The organism is Aldersonia sp. NBC_00410, from assembly GCF_026342035.1.
Classification (GTDB): Bacteria; Actinomycetota; Actinomycetes; order Mycobacteriales; family Mycobacteriaceae; genus Aldersonia.
This window is the reverse complement of sequence record NZ_JAPENM010000011.1, coordinates 1-18,966: the sequence shown is the minus strand read 5'-3', so window position 1 is coordinate 18,966 and position 18,966 is coordinate 1. Positions and strand designations below refer to the sequence as shown.

Here is an 18,966-nt window from a genome sequence, read left to right as displayed (position 1 = left end):
AGCGAGGAGGGATTGGGTGGATCTGCTATCCAAGTACGACGACCAACTGATCGACGCGTTCTGGATCACGATCAAATTGACTGCGGCGTCGGCGGTTTGCGCGCTGATCATCGGCACGATCCTCGCCGGTATGCGGGTGTCGCCGGTGCCCGTGATGCGTTGGGTCGGCGCCGCCTACGTGACGATATTCCGCAATACGCCGCTGACGCTGATCATCATCTTCTGCCTGTTCGTGCTCTCCCAGACCCTGCACTTCAACCTCGCGCGTGAGGATTCGCCGACGTTTCTCGTGGACAACAACTTCCGGCTTGCGGTGCTCGGGTTGAGCGTCTACACCGCCGCGTTCGTCTGCGAGTCGCTGCGCTCCGGCATCAACACGGTGCCGGTCGGTCAAGCCGAGGCGGGACGATCGCTCGGGCTGACGTTCGTGCAGAACCTGCGGCTGATCGTGCTGCCGCAGGCGTTTCGGGCGGTCATCGCCCCGCTCGGCAGTGTGCTGATCGCGCTGACCAAGAACACCACGATCGCTTCGGTGATCGGTGTTGCCGAGGCGTCGCTGCTGATGAAGACAATGATCGAGAACGAGGCCGCGATATTCGCGGTCGGCGGCATCTTCGCGGCCGGGTTCGTTTGCCTGACCCTGCCGATGGGGTACCTGTTCGGCTGGCTGAGCCGGCGGTACGGGGTGGCCCGATGAGCGCGAAGGCAACTGTTCTCTACGACGCGCCCGGACCGCGAGCGCGGGTCCGCAACCACATACTTTCCGTGGTCGTCGCGCTGGTGCTCGTCGCGGTGGCGTGGTTCGTCTACCGCAAGCTCGACGAGAATGGGCAGCTGACCGCAGAGAAGTGGAAGCCGTTCATCGAGTCGTCCTCGTGGACCACCTATTTGCTGCCCGGCATCAAGGGAACCTTGATCGCGGCGGCGATCTCGATCGTGCTCGCGCTGATCCTCGGCTCGATCCTCGGCATCGGCCGGCTGTCCGACCATCGCGTGGTTCGCGCCGTGGCGGGCACGTTCGTCGAGGTGTTCCGGGCCATCCCGGTGCTGATCCTGATGATCTTCACCTATCAGCTCTACGCCGAGTACGACGTATTCAAGTCGAAGGACCTCGCGCTCGCCGCGGTGGTCACCGGTCTGACGCTCTACAACGGGTCGGTGATCGCCGAGATCGTCCGCGCCGGAATCCTGTCGCTGCCCAAGGGACAGTCCGAGGCCGCGCAGGCATTGGGCATGCGCAAGAACCTCATGATGCGTCAGGTCCTGCTGCCGCAGGCGGTCACGGCGATGCTGCCGGCGCTGGTGTCCCAGATGGTTGTCGCCCTGAAGGATTCGGCACTCGGCTACCTCATTGGATATGTCGAGGTGGTGCGCTCCGGACAGCAGCTCGGTTCGTACTACGGCAACTATCTGCCCGCGTTACTGGTCGTCGCGGCGATCATGATCGTGCTCAACTCGACGCTCAGCTATGTCGCGACCACGCTCGAAGCCCGCCTGCGCCGAACCCGGCGGGTGCGCGGCGAGGGCGGCGTAGTCAGTGCGGGTGTGGTCGGCGTCGGCGGTGCAGGGGCACCGGGGATGGACCTGGCGGGACCGAAGTAGTCCGACCAACGCGGACTTTCGAAGCTGGCGCAAAATGCACGCGGCCACGATCTACTCGAGCAGGTCACCGAGCGCGGCCCGCACGTCCAGCTCCGTGACGATCGGCAGGTCACGCAATCGGCCGCGGCGCGTCGTGTCCATCGCCGCTATCAGGGGCCGTAGGGAATGCCATAGATCGTTCTCTCGCGTCGCCTCGATTGCGCCGGTGAGGTTCTCGTCGTTCCAGACGTCGAGATTCGCCTGTACGGCGAGATTGTCGGGAGACATGACGGCAACCACCGGAACCAATTCTGCCCAGGCATTCTCCCGATGAGCGGATTCCACCATCGCGATCAGTACCGTCGGCCCCATCGCGGCGGTCGCATCGGCAACCCGGCGCAATGTGTCCACACTCAGGTGCGGCAGGAACGTCAGTGCCTCCGCGAACTGGTCGTGGTCGACCGCGGCCTGAATGATCGACTGGATTCGCTCCTCCGTCAGGCTCGCCATCGCGACCTCGAAGCCGTCCATTCCCTCCGCGTTGAACGCGGTCAGCAGCAGGTCCTCACCCGACTCGACGAGCGGGAGCGCGTCGATCAGCTGCTCGTCCGTGACCGCGGTGATGAATCGCGCCAGGGTCACATAATCCTTGCGCCGCAACAATTCCTGCATCGTCGGCATCATCGTCTCGGTGGGCAGCTGCCGAATCAGCGACACCGCCGCGCCCGGATCGATATACGGGGCGGTATCGGCAAGGAAGTCGACCGGGACGTGGCCGATCAGCTTGGCGGCACGGTCGGCACCGATCTCGGTCGAGACCATGCCGCACAGCATCGGGCCGAAGTACCGGGTCGCGACGGCGACAGCAATCGAATTGGGTACGAGGCCGCTGGCCGCGCCGAGCCGGCGGAACATCGGCCGGTGCGGTGCATCGAGCTGTGCGGCCACGGCGCTGCGGAAGGTCCGGATGGCCTCCGGCGGCGCATCCTGAAGGAACACGAGGTCGCCCGCATCGACGTGGAATTCGCGAGCGAGCTTGATCACCTCGGCACGTGTAGCCAGGCTTGTCATTCGTCCCCCCGGGGCGTCAACCGAACAGGATCTTCTTGATCGCCGGCCGCAAAAGCCGTGGTACGACCCGCAACCCGTCTTCGGTTGCCGCTGTCAGATCGGCATCCCGCTTGCGCTGCGCAGCCAGGAACGCTTCGCGGAGCCGGTCGATGTCGTCGACATCGAGATCGCCGAGTCCTGCGATGGTTGCGCGGTCGATACCGGTCTCCCGGCACATTCGCTCGATCGCCGTTTCGGTCAATCCCCACCCCCACAGCCGAGCCCCACCCCCGAGCTGCGAGCCGCCCGGCCCGCGAGGAGCAATCTACCTCGCAGCAGGTTCGAAGTCGTAGTCCCCCCGGCTCGCTCGGCACCGCACAACTTCGGTCGCGGCAATCGGAATCCCGTTATCCGGTTTCCTGTAACTCGGTGCGGGTGAGGCAGGTATCGGCGAGCCCATCGAGCGACAGGGGTAGCACGCGGGCGAGCGCAGCGACGGTCGTGAACGCGGGAGTGGCCATGCGCCCGGTCTCGATCTTGCGAAGCGTCTCCGGAGAGATCCCCGCCGCCTCGGCAACGTCGGCGAGGGTTCGATCGCCTCGGGCCTGGCGTAGCTGTTGTCCGAGGCGCTTGCCGGCGGCCAACTGTTCCGGGGTGAGCGGGAGTCGCACCATACGGGCAGCATACGCGCCGGAACGGTATGAAAATACCGGAACAGCGATGACAGCTGGTATTTTAATACCGGACTGGTCATCTCGTTGGGAAGGAACCGCTTCGTGTTGGAACTGAAGACACCTCGCGAGATTGCGGCGATGAACGTGACCGGCACCTTCATTGCCGAGGTGCTGGACGATCTGGAAGACCGCGCCCGCCCGGGTGTGAATCTGCTCGATCTGGAAAACCGCGCCCGCGAGATGATCACCGAGCGAGGGGCCACATCCTGTTACTGGGACTATGCGCCGTCATTCGGGCGCGGCCCGTTCCGGAACGTGATCTGCCTGTCGGTCAACGATGCGGTACTGCACGGCTTGCCGCACGACTACGTCCTGAGCGACGGGGATCTGCTGAGTATGGACATCGCGGTGTCCATCGACGGCTGGGTAGCCGATTCTGCCCGCAGCATCATTGTCGGTGCGCCACGCCCGGAAGACGAGCGTCTCATCGCGGCAACCGAAAAGGCCCTGGCAGCAGGCATTGCCGTCGCATTACCCGGCAACAGACTCGGCGACATATCGGCGGCGATCGGCGCGGTCGCCGCCGAATACGGGTACCCGGTCAATACCCAGTTCGGTGGTCATGGACTCGGCCGCACCATGCATGAAGACCCGCACGTATCGAACACCGGTCGCGCGGGCCGCGGACTGACACTGCGTCCCGGTTTGACCCTCGCGCTCGAACCGTGGTTCGCCGCAGGCACCGACAAGATCGTCTACGACGCCGACGGGTGGACCATCCGCTCGGCGGACGGCTCGCGTACCGCGCACAGTGAGCACACCATCGCGATCACCGAAGGCGCGCCGCTCGTGCTCACGTCGAAGTAACCCTGTCCCAACACAATCCTGTCACCACAATCCGGGTGCCGCTCAATCGTATTGGGCGTCTTCCAGATCCTGGACGCCTTCGAAATCACAGTCCGCGAGCTCGGCGCGGACCACGTCGAATGCCATTCCCTGCGGGTAGCCGCGGCGCGCGAGCATGCCGACGAGGCGCCGGACGAGGCGGTCCCGTTCGGCACGGTCGAGCTCTGCCGGCGCCACCTTCGTAGTACGCAGTTTCTTGCGGACCAGTTCGGCGGCCTGGTCACGCTCGTCGTCGCGGGTGATTGTCGCCAGCGCCCGTTCGGCATCCTCGGCGGCGACACCCTTGTTGCGGAGTTCGACGGCGAGCGCTGCCTTCCCCTTGCCCGCGTTGTAGTGCCGAGCCTGCACCCACTCCTCGGCGAACTCGGCATCATCGATGAGCCGGTGCTCGGTCAACCAGGCCAGCACCCGCTCGGTCACGTCGATGCCGAAGCCGCGCTTGGCGAGTCGCTGCTCGAGTTCGGCGCGGCTGCGGGCGCGGGCGGCAAGCAGGCGCAGGCAGGCTTCCCGCGCCTGCGCCTCCGTGCCGCCGCCTGGCTCCGTGACGACCGAGTCGCCGTCGTGACGAGTCACGACCGAGTCGCCGTCGTGACGAGTCACGACCGAGTTGCCGTCGCCGTGACCAGTCACGACCATCCCGGCCTAGAACTCGACCGGAACCGCGTCGGTATCGTCCACCGTCACGTCCGCCCCGATGCCGAGCTTCTCCTTGATCTTCTTCTCGATCTCGTCGCGGATATCGATGTTCTCGCGCAGGAACTTTCGCGCGTTCTCCTTGCCCTGCCCGAGCTGGTCGCCCTCATAGGTGAACCACGAGCCGGACTTGCGGATGAAGCCGTGCTCCACGCCCATGTCGATTATCGAGCCCTCTTTGCTGATCCCGATGCCGTAGAGGATGTCGAACTCTGCCTGCTTGAACGGCGGCGACACCTTGTTCTTGACCACCTTGACCCTGGTGCGGTTGCCCACCGCGTCGGTGCCGTCCTTGAGCGTCTCGATCCGGCGGACATCCAGGCGGATGGACGAGTAGAACTTCAAAGCCTTACCGCCCGTGGTTGTTTCGGGCGAGCCGAACATCACACCGATCTTCTCGCGCAGCTGGTTGATGAAGATCGCAGTGGTACCCGAGTTGCTCAGCGCACCGGTCATCTTCCGTAGCGCCTGGCTCATCAGCCGGGCCTGCAGACCGACGTGGCTGTCACCCATCTCGCCCTCGATCTCGGCGCGGGGTACCAACGCGGCAACCGAGTCGATCACCAGGATGTCCAGTGCGCCCGAGCGGATGAGCATGTCCGCGATCTCGAGCGCCTGCTCACCGGTGTCCGGCTGGGAGACCAGCAATGCGTCGGTATCCACACCGAGCTTTTGGGCGTAGTCCGGATCGAGCGCGTGCTCGGCGTCGATGAACGCCGCGATGCCACCGGCGGCCTGCGCGTTGGCGACCGCGTGCAGCGCAACCGTCGTCTTACCCGAGGACTCCGGGCCGTAGATCTCGACGACACGCCCGCGCGGCAGGCCGCCGATACCGAGCGCGACGTCGAGCGCGATCGATCCGGTCGGGATCACCGCAATGGGTTGGCGGGCTTCCTCGCCCAGGCGCATCACGGAGCCCTTGCCGAAACTCTTGTCGATCTGCGCCAGCGCCAGTTCCAGCGCTTTGTCGCGATCGTTCTCGCGTGCTGCCATCGTCGGTCCCCTTACTCGATGCTCATCCAGCGGTCGGTGGCTACGTTAGGAGCCGGCACCGACAGTTCTCGGTCCCGCCACATGCCCTGTGGATGAAATCCGGCCTGTGGATGGCGCCCGCACCGCTCCGATGGACATCAGCATAGGCGAACAGGTGTTCGAGTCAATCTTCTCGGGGTCGACACGCCGGACGAGTCTCCCGTATTCGCGAGATCACCAGCGCGAGCGCGGCACATCGAAGTCGGCACACAGGGCCCGCCAGACCTCCCGCGGCTCCACACCCTCCTCGATCGCCCGCGCGCCGGTACGACCGAGCGCGGGGAGCACATGATCGGCGAGCAGGGCGTCACCGCGAGCCGTCCCGAACTCGGTGTGCAGCAATTCGGTGAACTCCGTCAGACGCATTCCGCCAACGGTAGCGCCGCGACCGACAAGGATCGAACGGAGCCGGCGCAGCGAGCAAAACGCCGGAGCGGAGCCGGCGAGCGAGCAAAAGGACGCCAGTGCCGACCTTCGCCTGATCGACACCAGGCGGTTCGAATCCGGGGTGGTGCTCTGCGCTACGGCGCCGGGTAGGTCGCCACCGCGTCCCTGCAGATCCGCACCGGGTCGGCCACCTCGGCGATGCCGACCGCCGCCGATTGCGCCGCCGCCCGAAATCCCGGTTCGTCACGCACCCGCTGCACCGCCGCGCGCACCGCCTCCTCGGACAGCGGACGCACCAACAGCGCACTCCCCTGCCGCTGTGCGCGATTCGCCAGTTCCCACTGATCGCCGCCGCCGGGCACGGTGACCACCGGCCGACCCGCGAGCAGCGCCTTGGCCAGCATCCCGTGCCCACCGCCACACACCACGATCGACGCATCGCGCAGCAGCATGTCCTGACGGCCGAGTCCGGCGCGCGCCCACCCGGGCAGGTCGGTGGGCGGTTCGTCGAGCATCGACACCACGACGCGCACCCCCGCCCCGTCGAGTGCACGCAGCACGGTCGGCACCATCCCGTCCGCGCCGGTGAACGCCGTCGAAGGAGCCACCATCACCAGTGGCTCGTCGCCCGGCGGGGGCGCGAGCACTTGGTCGGTCGGCTCCCAGAGCAATGGCCCGACCACGTGGGTGTTGTCCGGCCAATCGGGCCGGGGCACCTCCAACGCGGGGAGGGTGGCGATCAACCGTGCGACCGGACCGGGATCCACCGTGGGTAGGCCGATTCCGGCCCGCGCCTGCGCGCGCTGGTTCTCACCCGCGCGGATCGAGCGGGCGGTCAGCGTCCGCATCACCGTGTCGCGCAGACGCCCGCGCAGCCCGACTCCGGGCGCGAGGCCACTGCCGATCGGCGGCAGACCCTTGGACGGCAGGTACAGCGGATGCGGCGACAGCTCCACCCACGGCAGTCCGCACAGCTCGGCGGCCAGACCACCACCGGCGGTGAGCACATCGGAGACGACGAGGTCGGGCGCGAGGGTGCGCAGTTCCGGGGCGAGCAGGGTGGCAATGTAGGCGGCCCGTTCGTGGATCCGCCGCCCCGCGTCCATATCGTCGTCGACCTCGCGTGGTGCGAGGCCAGGCAGCAGCCTGACGTCGATGCCCTCGGTGGCGATCGAGTCGAGCCACGGTGCGCCGGTGAACAGTGTCGGCTCGTCACCGACGTCGAGCAGCTTGCGGCACAGCGCAATCGCCGGGATGGCATGACCGGCGTCCGGACCGGCGACAACTGCGACCTGCATCGCAACAGGGTGCCACACGCCTATTGCCGAGGTTCGCCGCGCGTAGTCGTTGAGGGCAACCGCGCGGGTGATCCCCGGTTGGCGAATATCGCCGCTGACTAGGCTTATCCGATCGATTGAGAGGTGCCGGCATGCTCCCCGTTCGCGTCACCGGCTGGGACAACGAAGCAATCTGGGCGGCCACCCGCGAGACACGCCGCACCCTCGCCGATGTGCTCGCCACGCTGCCCGCTTCCGAATGGGACGCACCCTCCCTGTGCCCCGGCTGGCGAGTACGCGAGGTCGTGGCTCATCTCGTCCTCGGTCCCAGCCTCGGCCGCTGGAAAGCGATCTGGGAGGTGCTGCGCCGGGGCGGGAATTTCAACCGGATGGTCCTCGAGACCGCTCGCGAAAGATCTGCGGCCGAGCCGCAACAGTTGGTCGCCGACTTCGAAGCGGTCATCGACTCGCGCAGGCATCCGCCCGGCACATTTGCCTTCGACCCGCTGGTCGACGCTCTGGTGCACACCCAGGACATCGCGATTCCGCTCGGACGCACCGTGGCGATGCCGGCCGGGCCCGCCGCTGCGGCCGCGACGTTCGTGTGGGGGCGCGGTTTCCCGTTCGGCGCGAAGCGCCGGTTCCGTGGTCTGCGAATCGAGGCGACCGACACGGACTGGGTGCGCGGCGGCGGGCTGCCGGTGCGTGGGCCGATCGCGTCGGTCCTGCTGGCCTGCACCGGGCGGGCCGCGGGGCTGCGCGAGCTCGACGGCGCGGGCGTCGAAACGTTGCGGAGTCGGCTGAACGTCTAACCGGCGAACGTGAACAGTTCGAAGCCCACGGCCCGTTCGGCATCGAATCCGTCGATGCGCCCGATCACCATGTCGATCACGTCCTGCGCCTGCTGGTCGACGGGTGTTGTATCGAGCGCCTCGAGGTACCGACGATGCTGCACGAGTGACGCGACGGCGCGGTCGACCGTGCCGGTGACGTCGACGGCGTGGCTTGCCCCCGGCGCCATCACCGCGACCCAGCGCGGAGTCCAGGGCGGCTCGCTCAGGTCGGGGAAGGTCCACTCGTTGCCGGCATCGGCCGCGGCGTCGAGCACCGCACTGCCCAGCGCACGATGATCCGCGCTGTTGAGCGCGCCGGGCCGCCAGGTCCGGCCGAAGTGCAAAGTGACGACGAGTTCGGGGCGGTGCCTACGGATGACCGCAGCGAGGTCCCGGCGCAGCGGTGGTCCGTCGACGAGAGTGCCGTCGCGGTGACCGAGAAACTCCACCTCGGTCACCCCGACCACCGCCGCCGCGGCAATCTCCTCCTGCTCGCGCAACGGACCGCACTCGGCGGGCGACAAGCCTGCGATACCGGCCTCACCACTGGTGGCGAGGACGTAGCGCACGTCTTTGCCCTGATCGGTCCAGCGCGCCACCGCCGCCGCGACACCGTATTCGATGTCGTCCGGATGCGCGGCGACCACAATTGCGCGCTGCCAATCCTCGGGTACCGGTTCCATCCCGCGCTACGGCATCCGGGTCATGTCCTTGGCGTCCGACCCGCTCATCGCCTTGTACAGCAGGTACAGACCGAAGACGACGGCGCTGATGACCAGGATCGGGAACAACCCCTTGATCAGGGCGCCGACCACGATGAACGCCAGCCATACCAGCGCGACGATTCCGACGATTTTCCAGAACACTTTCAGCCTCCCTAACAGCGGTGAAACGCCGGATCGGGCGCCTCGTAGGTTCCAGCGTGGCAGGGATCGGGCGACAAATCACGAGGTCAGACCACAAATCAGGGAAAGATCAGGGATCACCCCGATACCCTCACCACGCGATCCAGGGGCTCATACCGACCCAGTTCGCCACCGCCCGTTGCCGGGCGGGGGCGCCGACCTGGACGTCAGGAGGTGGCGGTCTCGCCGGGGTTGCTCTGCGGCTGCGAGTTCGGCGCTGGCGCGGGAGTCGGGGTCGCCGTGTTGCCACCGGCGGGCAGCGCTTCGCCCTGCATCGAGGCCCGGATCTGCTCGAGCCGGCTGTGCCCCGCCATCTGGATGCTCGCCTGCTGGACTTCCATCATCCGGCCCTGCACCGAATTCTGTGCGAGCTCGGCGGACCCCAGCGCGTCGGCGTAGCGGCGCTCGATCTTGTCACGCACGGCGTCGAGGGTGGGCGTGCTGCCCGGTGCCGACAGCGTACTGTCCATCGAGCGCAACGACGCCGAAACCTGCTCCTGCATCTTGGCCTGCTCGAGCTGGCTGAGCAGCTTGGCCCGCTCGGCGACCTTCTGCTGCAGCATCATCGCGTTCTGTTCGACTGCCTTCTTCGCCTGCGCGGCCGCCTGTAGCGCCTGGTCGTGCAGCACCTTGAGATCCTCCACGGACTGCTCCGCGGTCACGAGTTGCGCCGCAAACGCCTCGGCGGCATTGGTGTACTGGATCGCCTTCTGGTTGTCTCCCGCGGTTGCCGCCTGATCGGCGAGCGTCACTGCCTGGCGCGCGTTGGCGTTGAGTTTCTCCACCTCGTCGAGTTGCCGGTTGAGCTTCATTTCGAGCTGACGCTGGTTTCCGATGACCGAGGCCGCCTGTTGGGACAGCGCCTGGTGCTGACGCTGGGCATCCTCGATCGCCTGCTGAATCTGGACCTTCGGGTCCGCATGCTCTTCGATCTTGGAATCGAAGAGGGCCATCATGTACTTCCAGGCCTTGACGAACGGATTTGCCATCGGTTGAGCTCCGCCTCCATCTGCTGCGCCGCGCTACGCGCGAACCGGCACGCGACCGTCACGCGCCATGTAGTCCGCGGTACCTACTCGCCCCGGACCGACACTCGACTCCGACCGCCGTACCGACGTTCGGCGCCTACTCGTGAATCTATCGGTTTGTTCTCTCGTCCACGACCGCGAACGCGACTCTCGATGCCATCGCCGTGTTTCAGGGCTGTCGTGAATGCTCAGGCGGCGACCAACGCGGGCGCGGGGATGACGATCAGCGTGTCGTCGGTGACGAATGTGGCCTCCGTGCGGGCCGCGGACACGGTTGCCGCTCCTGCCGCCACTGGTTCGGGCGTCGTCTCGACGCTCGCGGACTCGAGTTCGCGGTCGGCAGTGACCGCCAGCGATTCGCTGACCTCGTACAACACGTCGGACAAGGGAACCGCGAGCGCGTCGCAGATGGCGGCGAGCAGCTCGCTCGATGCCTCCTTGCGCCCCCGCTCCACCTCGGACAGGTAGCCGAGGCTCACCCGCGCGGAACTGGAGACTTCCCGCAGCGTGCGGCTCTGCGATACCCGGGTACGCCGCAGACTGTCGCCGATAGCTTCGCGCATCAACAGCGCCATCTTGTTCCTCCTGTCACGTACGACGTGCCGCCCCAACGAACGATCGACGACCTACCGAACATAGGGTCAACGACCGCAGCCGCATCGTTGGTTCCCGACCTTAGCGCGCCGCTCCGACGGCCACGCGGCGAGTCGGCCGAAACGCGCCGCGGGCGAGCAGGCAAAACCGGCACCGCACGCAGTCAGGCGCCCACGCGGCGGGTCAACTCGGTCACCGCCGCGCGCACCGCGCCGAGTCGAATTGCCCAGCGGTCGCCGTCGAGAGTGAGCCGCACGACTTCGGTACCGTCCGGGCCGGCCACCGCCAGGAACACCGTCCCGACCGGCCAACCGTCCTGCGGGTCAGGTCCGGCCACACCGGTCAGGCCGATCCCCCAGTCTGCGCCGCAGGTGACCTTGGCGCCGACGGCGAGCTGCTCGGCGGTCGTCGCAGCGACGGGACCATCGGTGGCAAGTACCGCGGCGTCCACACCGGCGAGGCTGTGCTTGAGGTCGGTCGCATACACCACCACGCCCCCGCGCAGAACCGCGCTCGCCCCCGGAACCCCGGCAATGGTCGCGGACAACAGTCCCGCGGTCAGCGACTCGGCAGTCGCAACGGTCTGTTCGACGGCGGTCAGCGCATGCACCAATTCGCGAGCCGGGACCGCGGCAACGAGCGGGTCGCTCACTCGACTGCCCCGAGCGGGTCGCTCACTCGGCTGCCCCGAGCGGGTCGCTCACTCGGCAGCACTGCGGGTCGCTCACGCGGCCGATCCGGTGCGACGCCGGCCGACCGCGCGCAGTCGAATCGACTGAACCACGTAGTCCAGCCCGGTGATCACAGTCAGCACCACGGCAAATCCCATCACCCACACCGCCACGATGTGCGCGGCATCGGGCAGCGGCAGCAGGTAGAGCGCGATCGCGAGAGATTGCACGAGGGTCTTGAGCTTGCCCCCGCGACTGGCCGGGATCACTCCGTGCCGCAGCACGGCGAAGCGCAGCAGCGTGACACCGATCTCGCGCGCGGCGATGACGCCGGTGACCCACCAGGCCAGATCGCCCAGCATGGACAGACCGATCAGGGCGGCACCGATGAGCAGCTTGTCCGCGATCGGATCCGCCAGCTTGCCGAAGTCGGTGACGAGCCCGTATTTGCGCGCCAACTGACCGTCGATCCGGTCGGTCACCGCCGCGATGCCGAACAGCAGCGTCGCCACGATTCGCCAACCGGTGTCATCGCCACCGCCGGCGAACAGCGCCGCCAGGAACACCGGCACGATCAGTATCCGCACCACGGTCAGCACGTTCGCCACATTGAGCAGCGGCACCCGCGCGTGTGCGGCGGGGGCTTCGACCGGGTCGGGTGCGACCGCCGACGAGGCGACGGAAAGGCTGGGGGCCGGCTCGGTTTCGCCGGCCTCGACGAACTCGTTCACCGGCGTGAGGTCATCGTGCTGGGCGCTCACGCCGCGGCCCTCCTGCGGGGTCGGCCCAGGCGATACCGCGCAACCCGCCACGACAGGGCACCACGACGCACTCCCGCGCGCTGAAACGACAAGCAACCGACACACCCTCAGAGTATCGGCATCTGCGGTGACTACTCTGCACGCATGACTTCTGCGCCGCCCGAATCGTCGGAGGATCTGCCGAAGATCCGCCGTGCGCGAACCTCGGACGTCGCGCAGATCAAACGCCTCATCGACGTCTACGCCGGCCGGATTCTGCTCGAGAAGAACCTCGTCACGCTCTACGAGTCGGTGCAGGAGTTCTGGGTGGCCGAGCGGCGCGGCGAAGTGATCGGCTGCGGCGCCCTGCACGTGCTGTGGGCCGATCTCGGCGAGATACGCACCGTGGCAGTCGATCCGGTGGTCAAGGGCCTCGGCGTCGGCAAGTTGATCGTGCACCGGCTGATCGAGATGGCCCGCGAGCTCGAACTGAGCCGGCTGTTCGTACTGACCTTCGAAGTCGAGTTCTTCGGCGCACACGGGTTCGTCGAGATCGACGGAACCCCGGTCACCGCCGAGGTGTACGCCGAGATGTGCCGGTCCTACGACGAGGGCGTCGCCGAGTTCCTCGATCTCAGCTACGTGAAACCGAACACGCTCGGCAACACCCGCATGCTGCTCACGCTCGACCTACCCCGACAGGAATGAGGCCATCGATGACGCTGCACACCGTCCATTACACCTACGCGGAGCCGACCGCCGCCGGGCGCGACGAGCACCGCCCCGCCCACCGCGCGTGGCTCGCTGCCCTGCTCGAGCAGGGCATCGTCGTCTCGGCCGGCGCCTACGCGGACGGCACCGGCGCCCTCATCCTGATCGAGGGCACCGATGCCGAGGCCGTGCGCAACCTACTCGACGCCGATCCGTTCCTCGTCGAGCAGCTCGTCGCGGACGTGCGGATCAACGAATGGCGACCGGCGATGGGCGCCTTCGCAGACTGACTAATCGTCGGCCGTGTGCTTCTCCGCATCCTGACTGCGCGTCTTCAGCAGGCTGGCCACCGACGTCACGACAAGCGTCGCGATGATCACCCCGAGCGACATCGCCGTGGACACTTCGGGGACGTTCACGTGCTCGCCGCCGTTGATGAACGGCAGGGTGTTCTCGTGCAGCGCGTGCAGGATCAGCTTCAGTCCGATGAAGGCCAGGATGAAGGCCAGACCGTAGGACAGGTAGACCAGACGTTCGAGCAGCCCGCCGATCAGGAAGTACAGCTGCCGCAGACCCATCAGCGCGAAGGCGTTTGCCGTGAACACGATGTACGGCTCCTTGGTGAGGCCGTAGATCGCGGGGATCGAGTCGAGCGCGAACAGCAGGTCGGTGAATCCGATCGCGACCAAGCAGAGCAGCAGCGGCGTCACGACCCGCTTGCCGTCGATCTTGGTGGTCAGCTTGTCGCCGTCGTATTCCTCGGTTGTCGGCAGGAAACGTTTGACCGTCGCAATGATCTTGGAGTCGCGATTCTTCTCGCTTTCCTCTTCGTGACCGTGGTCTTTCATCAGCTTGTACGCCGTGTAGACCAGGAAGAAGCCGAACAGGTAGAAGACCCAGGCGAAAGTGTTGATCGCTGCCGCGCCGACGGCGATGAAGATGCCGCGCATGACCAACGCCATCACGATGCCGATCAACAGCACCTTCTGCTGGTACTGCCTCGGCACGGCGAAGGAGGACATGATGATGATGAACACGAACAGGTTGTCCATCGACAACGCCAGTTCGGTGATGTAGCCGGCGAAATACTCGCCGCCGTAGGTCGTGTCCCACTTCAGCATCACGAAGACGCCGAACAGCACCGCGAGGCCGACGAACACGGAGTACCAGAACGCGGACTCGCGGAACGTCGGCTCGTGGGGTTTTCGGACGTGGGCGAAGAAGTCGAATACGAACAGACCGATGATCACCACGATGGTGACGATCCATTCGAGCGTGGTTACGTGCATATAGGTGTGCCTCCGGTAGACATTCGTCGATACCGGAGGTCTCCCCCGTTCGACATTCTCACATCGAACCGACCGCACCGGACCGGCAACGATGCCGGACGTGTTGACGACGCGGCCGCCAGAGTGGGGTACTCCCCTCCAACAGCGATGTCCATTCAACCACAGGGTCGGGCCCCGACCGTTGCCGCGAACCGATCCGGCACGTGGACATCGCTACAGTGACGGCATGCGCCTCGGCCTCGACTACGCAGGTGGACGGCCCGGCGGCGCAGCGATCAAGGCGGCCGGATTCGACTTCGTGGTGCGCTACCTCACGCCCGGCGGTAGCAGCCTGCCCGGCAAGCAGCTCACCCCCGCCGAGGCGGCCGACCTGCGCGCACACGACATCTCGATCGTCTCGAACTGGGAGACGTGGGCCAACCGAATGCTGGACGGCTACGACGCCGGCGTCACCGACGCCCGCGCCGGACTTGCCCACGTATTGGCGTGCGGTGGGCGTGCGGACCGGCCGATCTACTTCTCGGCGGACTTCGACGCCACCCCGGCCGATCAGGTTCCGATCGATGCGTACCTGCGCGGTGCCGCCACCGTGCTCGGTGCGGAGAACGTGGGCATCTACGGCGGGCACTGGCCGGTCAACCGCGCGCTGGACAACGGCACCGCCGCGTGGGTGTGGCAGACCGATGCCTGGTCCGGGGTGAACGTGGAGACCCGGCGCAACATCCATCAGACGCTCCGGCAGGTGATCGTCGGCGGCGTTGTCTGCGACGTGAACGAAGCGATCACCGTCGACTTCGGTCAATGGGATTGGCAACCCGAGGAGGACGATGTGACCCCCGAACAGGACGCGATCCTGCGCGACGTGCAAACCCAACTGCGCGGGCCCGGGCTGAACGGCTGGCCGCAGCTGGGCACCGACGCCGACGGACACAACCGGACCGTCGTGGATGGCCTCGCTGCCGCGCTGCAGCGGATCGAGGAGCTCGAAGCTCAGGTCGAGAAGCTGTCCAAGAAGCCGTGGTGGTGCCCGTTCTGACCGTCCCGATCCACCGCCCTGCAATCGACTGAACGGAACCGTTCAGTCGATCTGATCGACTGAACGGTTCCGTTCATTCGGTCCAAAGGGGGTGCGCGGCGCGGTCGGACCGGTTGGGGTCAGTCGAACTCATCGGGCTCGGGCGGCGTGTCCCCGCCGCCGCGAATGGACCAGAGCAGGCCGTCGAGCTCGTCGGGCTTGACGAGCACCTCGCGGGCCTTCGAACCTTCGCTGGGCCCGACCACGCCGCGAGTTTCCATCAGGTCCATCAGCCGGCCGGCCTTGGCGAACCCGACGCGCAGTTTGCGCTGCAGCATCGACGTCGAACCGAACTGGCTGCTCACCACCAGCTCCACGGCCTGCACGAATAGGTCGAGGTCGTCGCCGATATCGGCATCGACGTCCTTCTTCTCGCCCACCTTCGCCGCCGTGACACCCTCGGTGTATTCGGGCTCGGCCTGGTTCTTGGTGAAGTCGACGACGGCATGGATCTCTTCGTCGGTGATGTAGGCGCCCTGCAGGCGGGTCGGCTTGCCCGCTCCCATCGGCAGGAACAGCGCGTCGCCCATGCCAATCAGCTTCTCCGCGCCGGGTTGATCGAGGATGACTCGGCTGTCGGTGAGCGAGGAGGTGGCGAACGCCAGCCGGGACGGCACGTTCGTCTTGATCAGGCCGGTCACCACGTCCACCGACGGTCGCTGGGTGGCGAGCACGAGATGGATGCCCGCGGCGCGGGCTTTCTGGGTGATCCGCACGATCGCGTCCTCGACGTCGCGCGGCGCGGTCATCATCAAATCCGCGAGCTCGTCGACGATCGCCAGGATGTAGGGATAGGGCCGGTACACCCGCTCGCTGCCCAGCGGTGTGGTGATGTCGCCGGAGCGCACCTTCTTGTTGAAGTCGTCGATATGGCGGACCTTGCTGGCCTGCATGTCCTGGTAGCGCTGTTCCATTTCCTCGACCAGCCACGCCAGCGCCGCCGCAGCCTTCTTCGGCTGCGTGATGATCGGCGTGATCAGGTGCGGGATGCCCTCGTACGGGGTGAGCTCGACCATCTTCGGGTCGATGAGGATCATCCGCACCTCATCGGGCGTCGCGCGCTGCAACAGCGACACCAGCATCGAGTTGACGAAGCTCGACTTGCCCGAGCCGGTCGAGCCGGCCACCAGCAGGTGCGGCATCTTCGCGAGGTTCGCGGACTGAAAATTGCCCTCGATGTCCTTGCCGAGCCCGATCACCAGCGGATGATGGTCCTTGCGGGTCGACGGCGCCTTGAGCACGTCGGCGAGGCGGACGATCTCGCGATCGGAGTTCGGCACCTCGATACCGACGGCGGACTTGCCCGGGATCGGCGCGAGCAGGCGGACGTTGTCGGTGGCAACGGCGTAGGCGATGTTGCGGGCGAGTGCGGTGATTTTCTCGACCTTGACGCCGGGGCCGAGTTCGACCTCGTAGCGGGTCACTGTCGGCCCGCGCGTGCAGCCGGTGACAGCCGCGTCGATCTTGAACTGTTCGAGCACTCCATTGATCGCTTCGATCATGGTGTCGTTGGCGGAACTGCGCTTCTTCGGCGGGTCGCCGTCGATCAGCAGCGCGGCCGGCGGCAGCGTGTAGTCCCCCTCGACCACCCGGTCGGGCACGAACTCCTTCGGCAATGGCAACTGCGGATCCGACGCCGACTCCGGCTCGGGCACGCGCTTGGGCGCCTTCGGGCGGCGCTTCGGCGTGGCCTTGGCGTCCGCCAACGGTGGTTCGCCGGCCAGCACCTCCGTACGGGCGTTGTCGCCGCCGAACTCGTCGGTCGGGTAGTTCTCCGCCGGTGTGCCGTGGCGCCCAGCGGCGATCTCGTCCTCGTCGTATTCGTCGTCCTCCGATGCACCGAACAGTTCGCGCAACCGCTCGGGGATCTCACGGACGGTCGTGCCGGTGAGCAGCAGCAGCCCAAACAGCATCGCGAGCATCATCAACGGCACCGTCAGCCAGACTGTCAGTCCGTCGGTGAGTGGTCCACCCGCGGCATACCCGACGAATCCCGCGCCGTCTGCGCGGCCGTCGGCGTCGGCGGGCGAGCCCGCGGCCAGATGCCAGAGCCCGAGCAGCGGCAGCCCGACCAGCAGCGAGCCGAGGACCAGGCGCGGGCGGGTGTGCGGGTCGGGTTCGGTGCGCATCAGCACGATCGCCACGCCGAGCGCGACGATCGGCACCAGGATCGCGGCCATGCCGACGATGGCTTTCAGTCCTGTGGCGACCCAGCCACCGACGGGGCCGCCGGCCGATACCCACACCGCCGCGGCGGTGACGCCGGCGATCGCGACGAGACCAAGCGCGATGCCGTCGCGGCGATGGCCGTGTTCGATGTCGTGTGCCCGGCTCACCGTGCGGGTGGTCGCTCCGACCCCGCGCGCCAGCATCGACCAGCCCGATCCGAGACTGCGCCCGATGGCGCCGAATGGGCTTGCCTTGCGCCGCCCCCGCGTCGCCCGCTTCTTGGGCGTGTTTACCGTGCGTGACCTGCGTGAAGGAGCTTTGGATCGGGGCGATGCCGTGGTCGCCCGCGCACGCGAACGCGACGCCGTGGAGCTGCCGGACTTGCCTGCCATGCACTCAGATTAGTCGCTGCTGCCCCACACTGCCCATAGGCCACACTGGTCACATGATCATCAGCGGGCTACCGCCCTCGGATCACAGACCCCGCTCGAGTGCGAGCACCGCATCCACGTCGGCCGGATCACCGGTGGTCTCGACCCGGACGGCGTCCCGGCCGAAGGCGTGCAACAGCAGTTCCGACGCCGCGCCGGTCAGCACGACCTCGCGGTCACCCGCCTTGTGCGCTACCACCCGATCACCGGTCAGCGACTCCAACACCAGCGTGACCGAGGCCTTGCGGTAGGCCATCTTCGCCATCCGCCGCAGCGCCGACCAGAGCTTCGCCTCATCGGCAGGATCGAGCGCGCGCGGTTCCCAGTCGGGCGCGCCGCGGCGCACGTCCTCGTGATGGACGAACATCTCGGTCGTGTTCACCGCCGAATCCAGCGGCCGCAGCGGCGACCAGATGGGTGGACCGGAGCGCACCAGCTCGAGCAGCTCGGTCCACGGCTGCTCGGCCGCCTTGCGACGCACCTTGTCGGTGTAGCCGGCGAATGCGGGAATGAGAATGCCGGGTCCGGTATCCGGGCGACGCTCCCGAGTAATCAGGTGGGCCGCGAGATCGCGCGCGGTCCACCCATCACACAACGTCGGCGCATCGGGGCCGACTTCGGTCATCGTCGCGACAAGGGCGATGCGCTCACTGCGCGCCAGACTCATGCAGCCACACGCTACTGTGCGCCCGCAATTCCGGCGCATGCAGACAGTCCGGATACCAGGTTGCGATACTCGCCCAGTGCCGCTCGCCACGACGTTTCGTCGACAAGCCACTCTCGCGACCGCGTGGCTGCGCAACCCGCCGCGCTGGGCGGCGATCGTCGTGGGGCTCGCGTGCGTAGCCGTGGGGCTCTGGTTGGTGAGCCTCCCGTTCACCTCGCTCACCGTGGCCGGGCTCCGGGATCGAACGATCCGC

General features: G+C 67.0%; 23 protein-coding genes. 7 read left to right on the top strand and 16 right to left on the bottom strand.

The features are described from left to right. Positions 1–16: 16 nt before the first annotated feature. A complete protein-coding gene (locus OG921_RS22335) occupies positions 17–697 on the top strand; it encodes an amino acid ABC transporter permease (RefSeq protein ID WP_266114739.1) in 681 nt (226 codons plus the stop codon). After that, positions 694–1,602, top strand: coding sequence for an amino acid ABC transporter permease (locus OG921_RS22330; protein WP_266114738.1), 909 nt, complete (start codon positions 694–696; stop codon positions 1,600–1,602). The genes OG921_RS22335 and OG921_RS22330 overlap by 4 nt, the downstream gene beginning before the upstream one ends. 51 nt (positions 1,603–1,653) lie before the next feature. Here OG921_RS22330 and OG921_RS22325 read toward each other — a convergent pair whose 3' ends face one another. From OG921_RS22325 to OG921_RS22315, 3 genes are all read right to left on the bottom strand, one after another. Then, positions 1,654–2,652 carry a hypothetical protein gene (locus OG921_RS22325; protein WP_266114737.1) on the bottom strand — a complete coding sequence of 333 codons (999 nt, stop codon included), beginning with the start codon at positions 2,650–2,652 and terminating at the stop codon, positions 1,654–1,656. A 16-nt stretch (positions 2,653–2,668) separates the two neighbouring features. Further along, positions 2,669–2,893 carry a hypothetical protein gene (locus tag OG921_RS22320; protein WP_266114736.1) on the bottom strand — a complete coding sequence of 75 codons (225 nt, stop codon included), beginning with the start codon at positions 2,891–2,893 and terminating at the stop codon, positions 2,669–2,671. A 145-nt stretch (positions 2,894–3,038) separates the two neighbouring features. Then, positions 3,039–3,305 carry a helix-turn-helix domain-containing protein gene (locus OG921_RS22315; protein ID WP_266114735.1) on the bottom strand — a complete coding sequence of 89 codons (267 nt, stop codon included), beginning with the start codon at positions 3,303–3,305 and terminating at the stop codon, positions 3,039–3,041. A gap of 102 nt (positions 3,306–3,407) precedes the next feature. Here OG921_RS22315 and map point away from each other — a divergent pair, with 102 nt between their 5' ends. Next, entirely contained in the window at positions 3,408–4,172 is a 765-nt protein-coding gene (map, locus tag OG921_RS22310; protein WP_266114734.1) for a type I methionyl aminopeptidase, read from the top strand. Positions 4,173–4,214: 42 nt separating this feature from the next. Here map and OG921_RS22305 read toward each other — a convergent pair whose 3' ends face one another. The 4 genes from OG921_RS22305 to OG921_RS22290 all read right to left on the bottom strand — a co-directional run bounded on the left by OG921_RS22305 (position 4,215) and on the right by OG921_RS22290 (position 7,621). Then, a complete protein-coding gene (locus OG921_RS22305) occupies positions 4,215–4,784 on the bottom strand; it encodes a regulatory protein RecX (protein ID WP_266114881.1) in 570 nt (189 codons plus the stop codon). Between the two features lie 69 nt (positions 4,785–4,853). Then, positions 4,854–5,897, bottom strand: a complete 1,044-nt coding sequence (recA, locus tag OG921_RS22300) for a recombinase RecA (protein ID WP_266114733.1) — start codon at positions 5,895–5,897, stop codon at positions 4,854–4,856. Between the two features lie 213 nt (positions 5,898–6,110). Continuing rightward, a complete protein-coding gene (locus OG921_RS22295; protein WP_266114732.1) occupies positions 6,111–6,302 on the bottom strand; it encodes a DUF3046 domain-containing protein in 192 nt (63 codons plus the stop codon). A 155-nt stretch (positions 6,303–6,457) separates the two neighbouring features. Then, positions 6,458–7,621: a glycosyltransferase gene (locus tag OG921_RS22290; protein WP_266114731.1), complete on the bottom strand. Its 1,164-nt coding sequence runs from the start codon at positions 7,619–7,621 to the stop codon at positions 6,458–6,460. Positions 7,622–7,752: 131 nt separating this feature from the next. Between OG921_RS22290 and OG921_RS22285 the strand changes: the two genes are divergently transcribed. Then, complete coding sequence (locus OG921_RS22285; protein ID WP_266114730.1) at positions 7,753–8,412, top strand: maleylpyruvate isomerase family mycothiol-dependent enzyme; 660 nt, start codon at positions 7,753–7,755, stop codon at positions 8,410–8,412. On the opposite strand, the gene OG921_RS22280 is transcribed toward OG921_RS22285, so the two are convergent. From OG921_RS22280 to pgsA, 6 genes are all read right to left on the bottom strand, one after another. Next, complete coding sequence (locus OG921_RS22280) at positions 8,409–9,116, bottom strand: PIG-L deacetylase family protein (RefSeq protein WP_266114729.1); 708 nt, start codon at positions 9,114–9,116, stop codon at positions 8,409–8,411. The genes OG921_RS22285 and OG921_RS22280 overlap by 4 nt on opposite strands. A gap of 6 nt (positions 9,117–9,122) precedes the next feature. Then, entirely contained in the window at positions 9,123–9,299 is a 177-nt protein-coding gene (locus OG921_RS22275) for a hypothetical protein (protein ID WP_266114728.1), read from the bottom strand. A gap of 206 nt (positions 9,300–9,505) precedes the next feature. Continuing rightward, positions 9,506–10,327, bottom strand: coding sequence for a phage shock protein PspA (pspA, locus tag OG921_RS22270; RefSeq protein ID WP_266114727.1), 822 nt, complete (start codon positions 10,325–10,327; stop codon positions 9,506–9,508). A gap of 227 nt (positions 10,328–10,554) precedes the next feature. Further along, on the bottom strand, positions 10,555–10,941 hold the full coding sequence (locus OG921_RS22265; protein ID WP_266114726.1) for a helix-turn-helix domain-containing protein: 387 nt from the start codon (positions 10,939–10,941) through the stop codon (positions 10,555–10,557). Positions 10,942–11,123: 182 nt separating this feature from the next. After that, positions 11,124–11,612 (bottom strand): CinA family protein, encoded by a 489-nt coding sequence (locus OG921_RS22260; RefSeq protein ID WP_266114725.1) that lies wholly within the window; start codon positions 11,610–11,612, stop codon positions 11,124–11,126. A 72-nt stretch (positions 11,613–11,684) separates the two neighbouring features. Further along, the gene (gene pgsA, locus OG921_RS22255) at positions 11,685–12,392 is read right to left on the bottom strand and encodes a CDP-diacylglycerol--glycerol-3-phosphate 3-phosphatidyltransferase (protein WP_266114724.1); all 708 of its coding nucleotides are present in this window, start codon (positions 12,390–12,392) and stop codon (positions 11,685–11,687) included. A 144-nt stretch (positions 12,393–12,536) separates the two neighbouring features. On the opposite strand from pgsA, the gene OG921_RS22250 reads away from it, so the two are divergent. Both OG921_RS22250 and OG921_RS22245 read left to right on the top strand, forming a co-directional pair. Beyond that, positions 12,537–13,079, top strand: a complete 543-nt coding sequence (locus tag OG921_RS22250; RefSeq protein WP_266114723.1) for an amino-acid N-acetyltransferase — start codon at positions 12,537–12,539, stop codon at positions 13,077–13,079. Positions 13,080–13,087: 8 nt separating this feature from the next. Then, entirely contained in the window at positions 13,088–13,372 is a 285-nt protein-coding gene (locus tag OG921_RS22245) for a YciI family protein (protein ID WP_266114722.1), read from the top strand. Here OG921_RS22245 and OG921_RS22240 read toward each other — a convergent pair whose 3' ends face one another. Then, positions 13,373–14,371, bottom strand: coding sequence for a TerC family protein (locus OG921_RS22240; protein WP_266114721.1), 999 nt, complete (start codon positions 14,369–14,371; stop codon positions 13,373–13,375). It abuts the gene before it with no gap. Positions 14,372–14,597: 226 nt separating this feature from the next. Here OG921_RS22240 and OG921_RS22235 point away from each other — a divergent pair, with 226 nt between their 5' ends. After that, on the top strand, positions 14,598–15,407 hold the full coding sequence (locus OG921_RS22235) for a DUF1906 domain-containing protein (RefSeq protein WP_266114720.1): 810 nt from the start codon (positions 14,598–14,600) through the stop codon (positions 15,405–15,407). A gap of 119 nt (positions 15,408–15,526) precedes the next feature. On the opposite strand, the gene OG921_RS22230 is transcribed toward OG921_RS22235, so the two are convergent. Together OG921_RS22230 and OG921_RS22225 are read right to left on the bottom strand one after the other, a co-directional pair. Beyond that, positions 15,527–18,007, bottom strand: a complete 2,481-nt coding sequence (locus OG921_RS22230; RefSeq protein ID WP_266114719.1) for a DNA translocase FtsK 4TM domain-containing protein — start codon at positions 18,005–18,007, stop codon at positions 15,527–15,529. Between the two features lie 82 nt (positions 18,008–18,089). Then, positions 18,090–18,713 (bottom strand): TIGR03085 family metal-binding protein, encoded by a 624-nt coding sequence (locus OG921_RS22225; RefSeq protein WP_266114718.1) that lies wholly within the window; start codon positions 18,711–18,713, stop codon positions 18,090–18,092. Positions 18,714–18,966 lie beyond the last annotated feature (253 nt).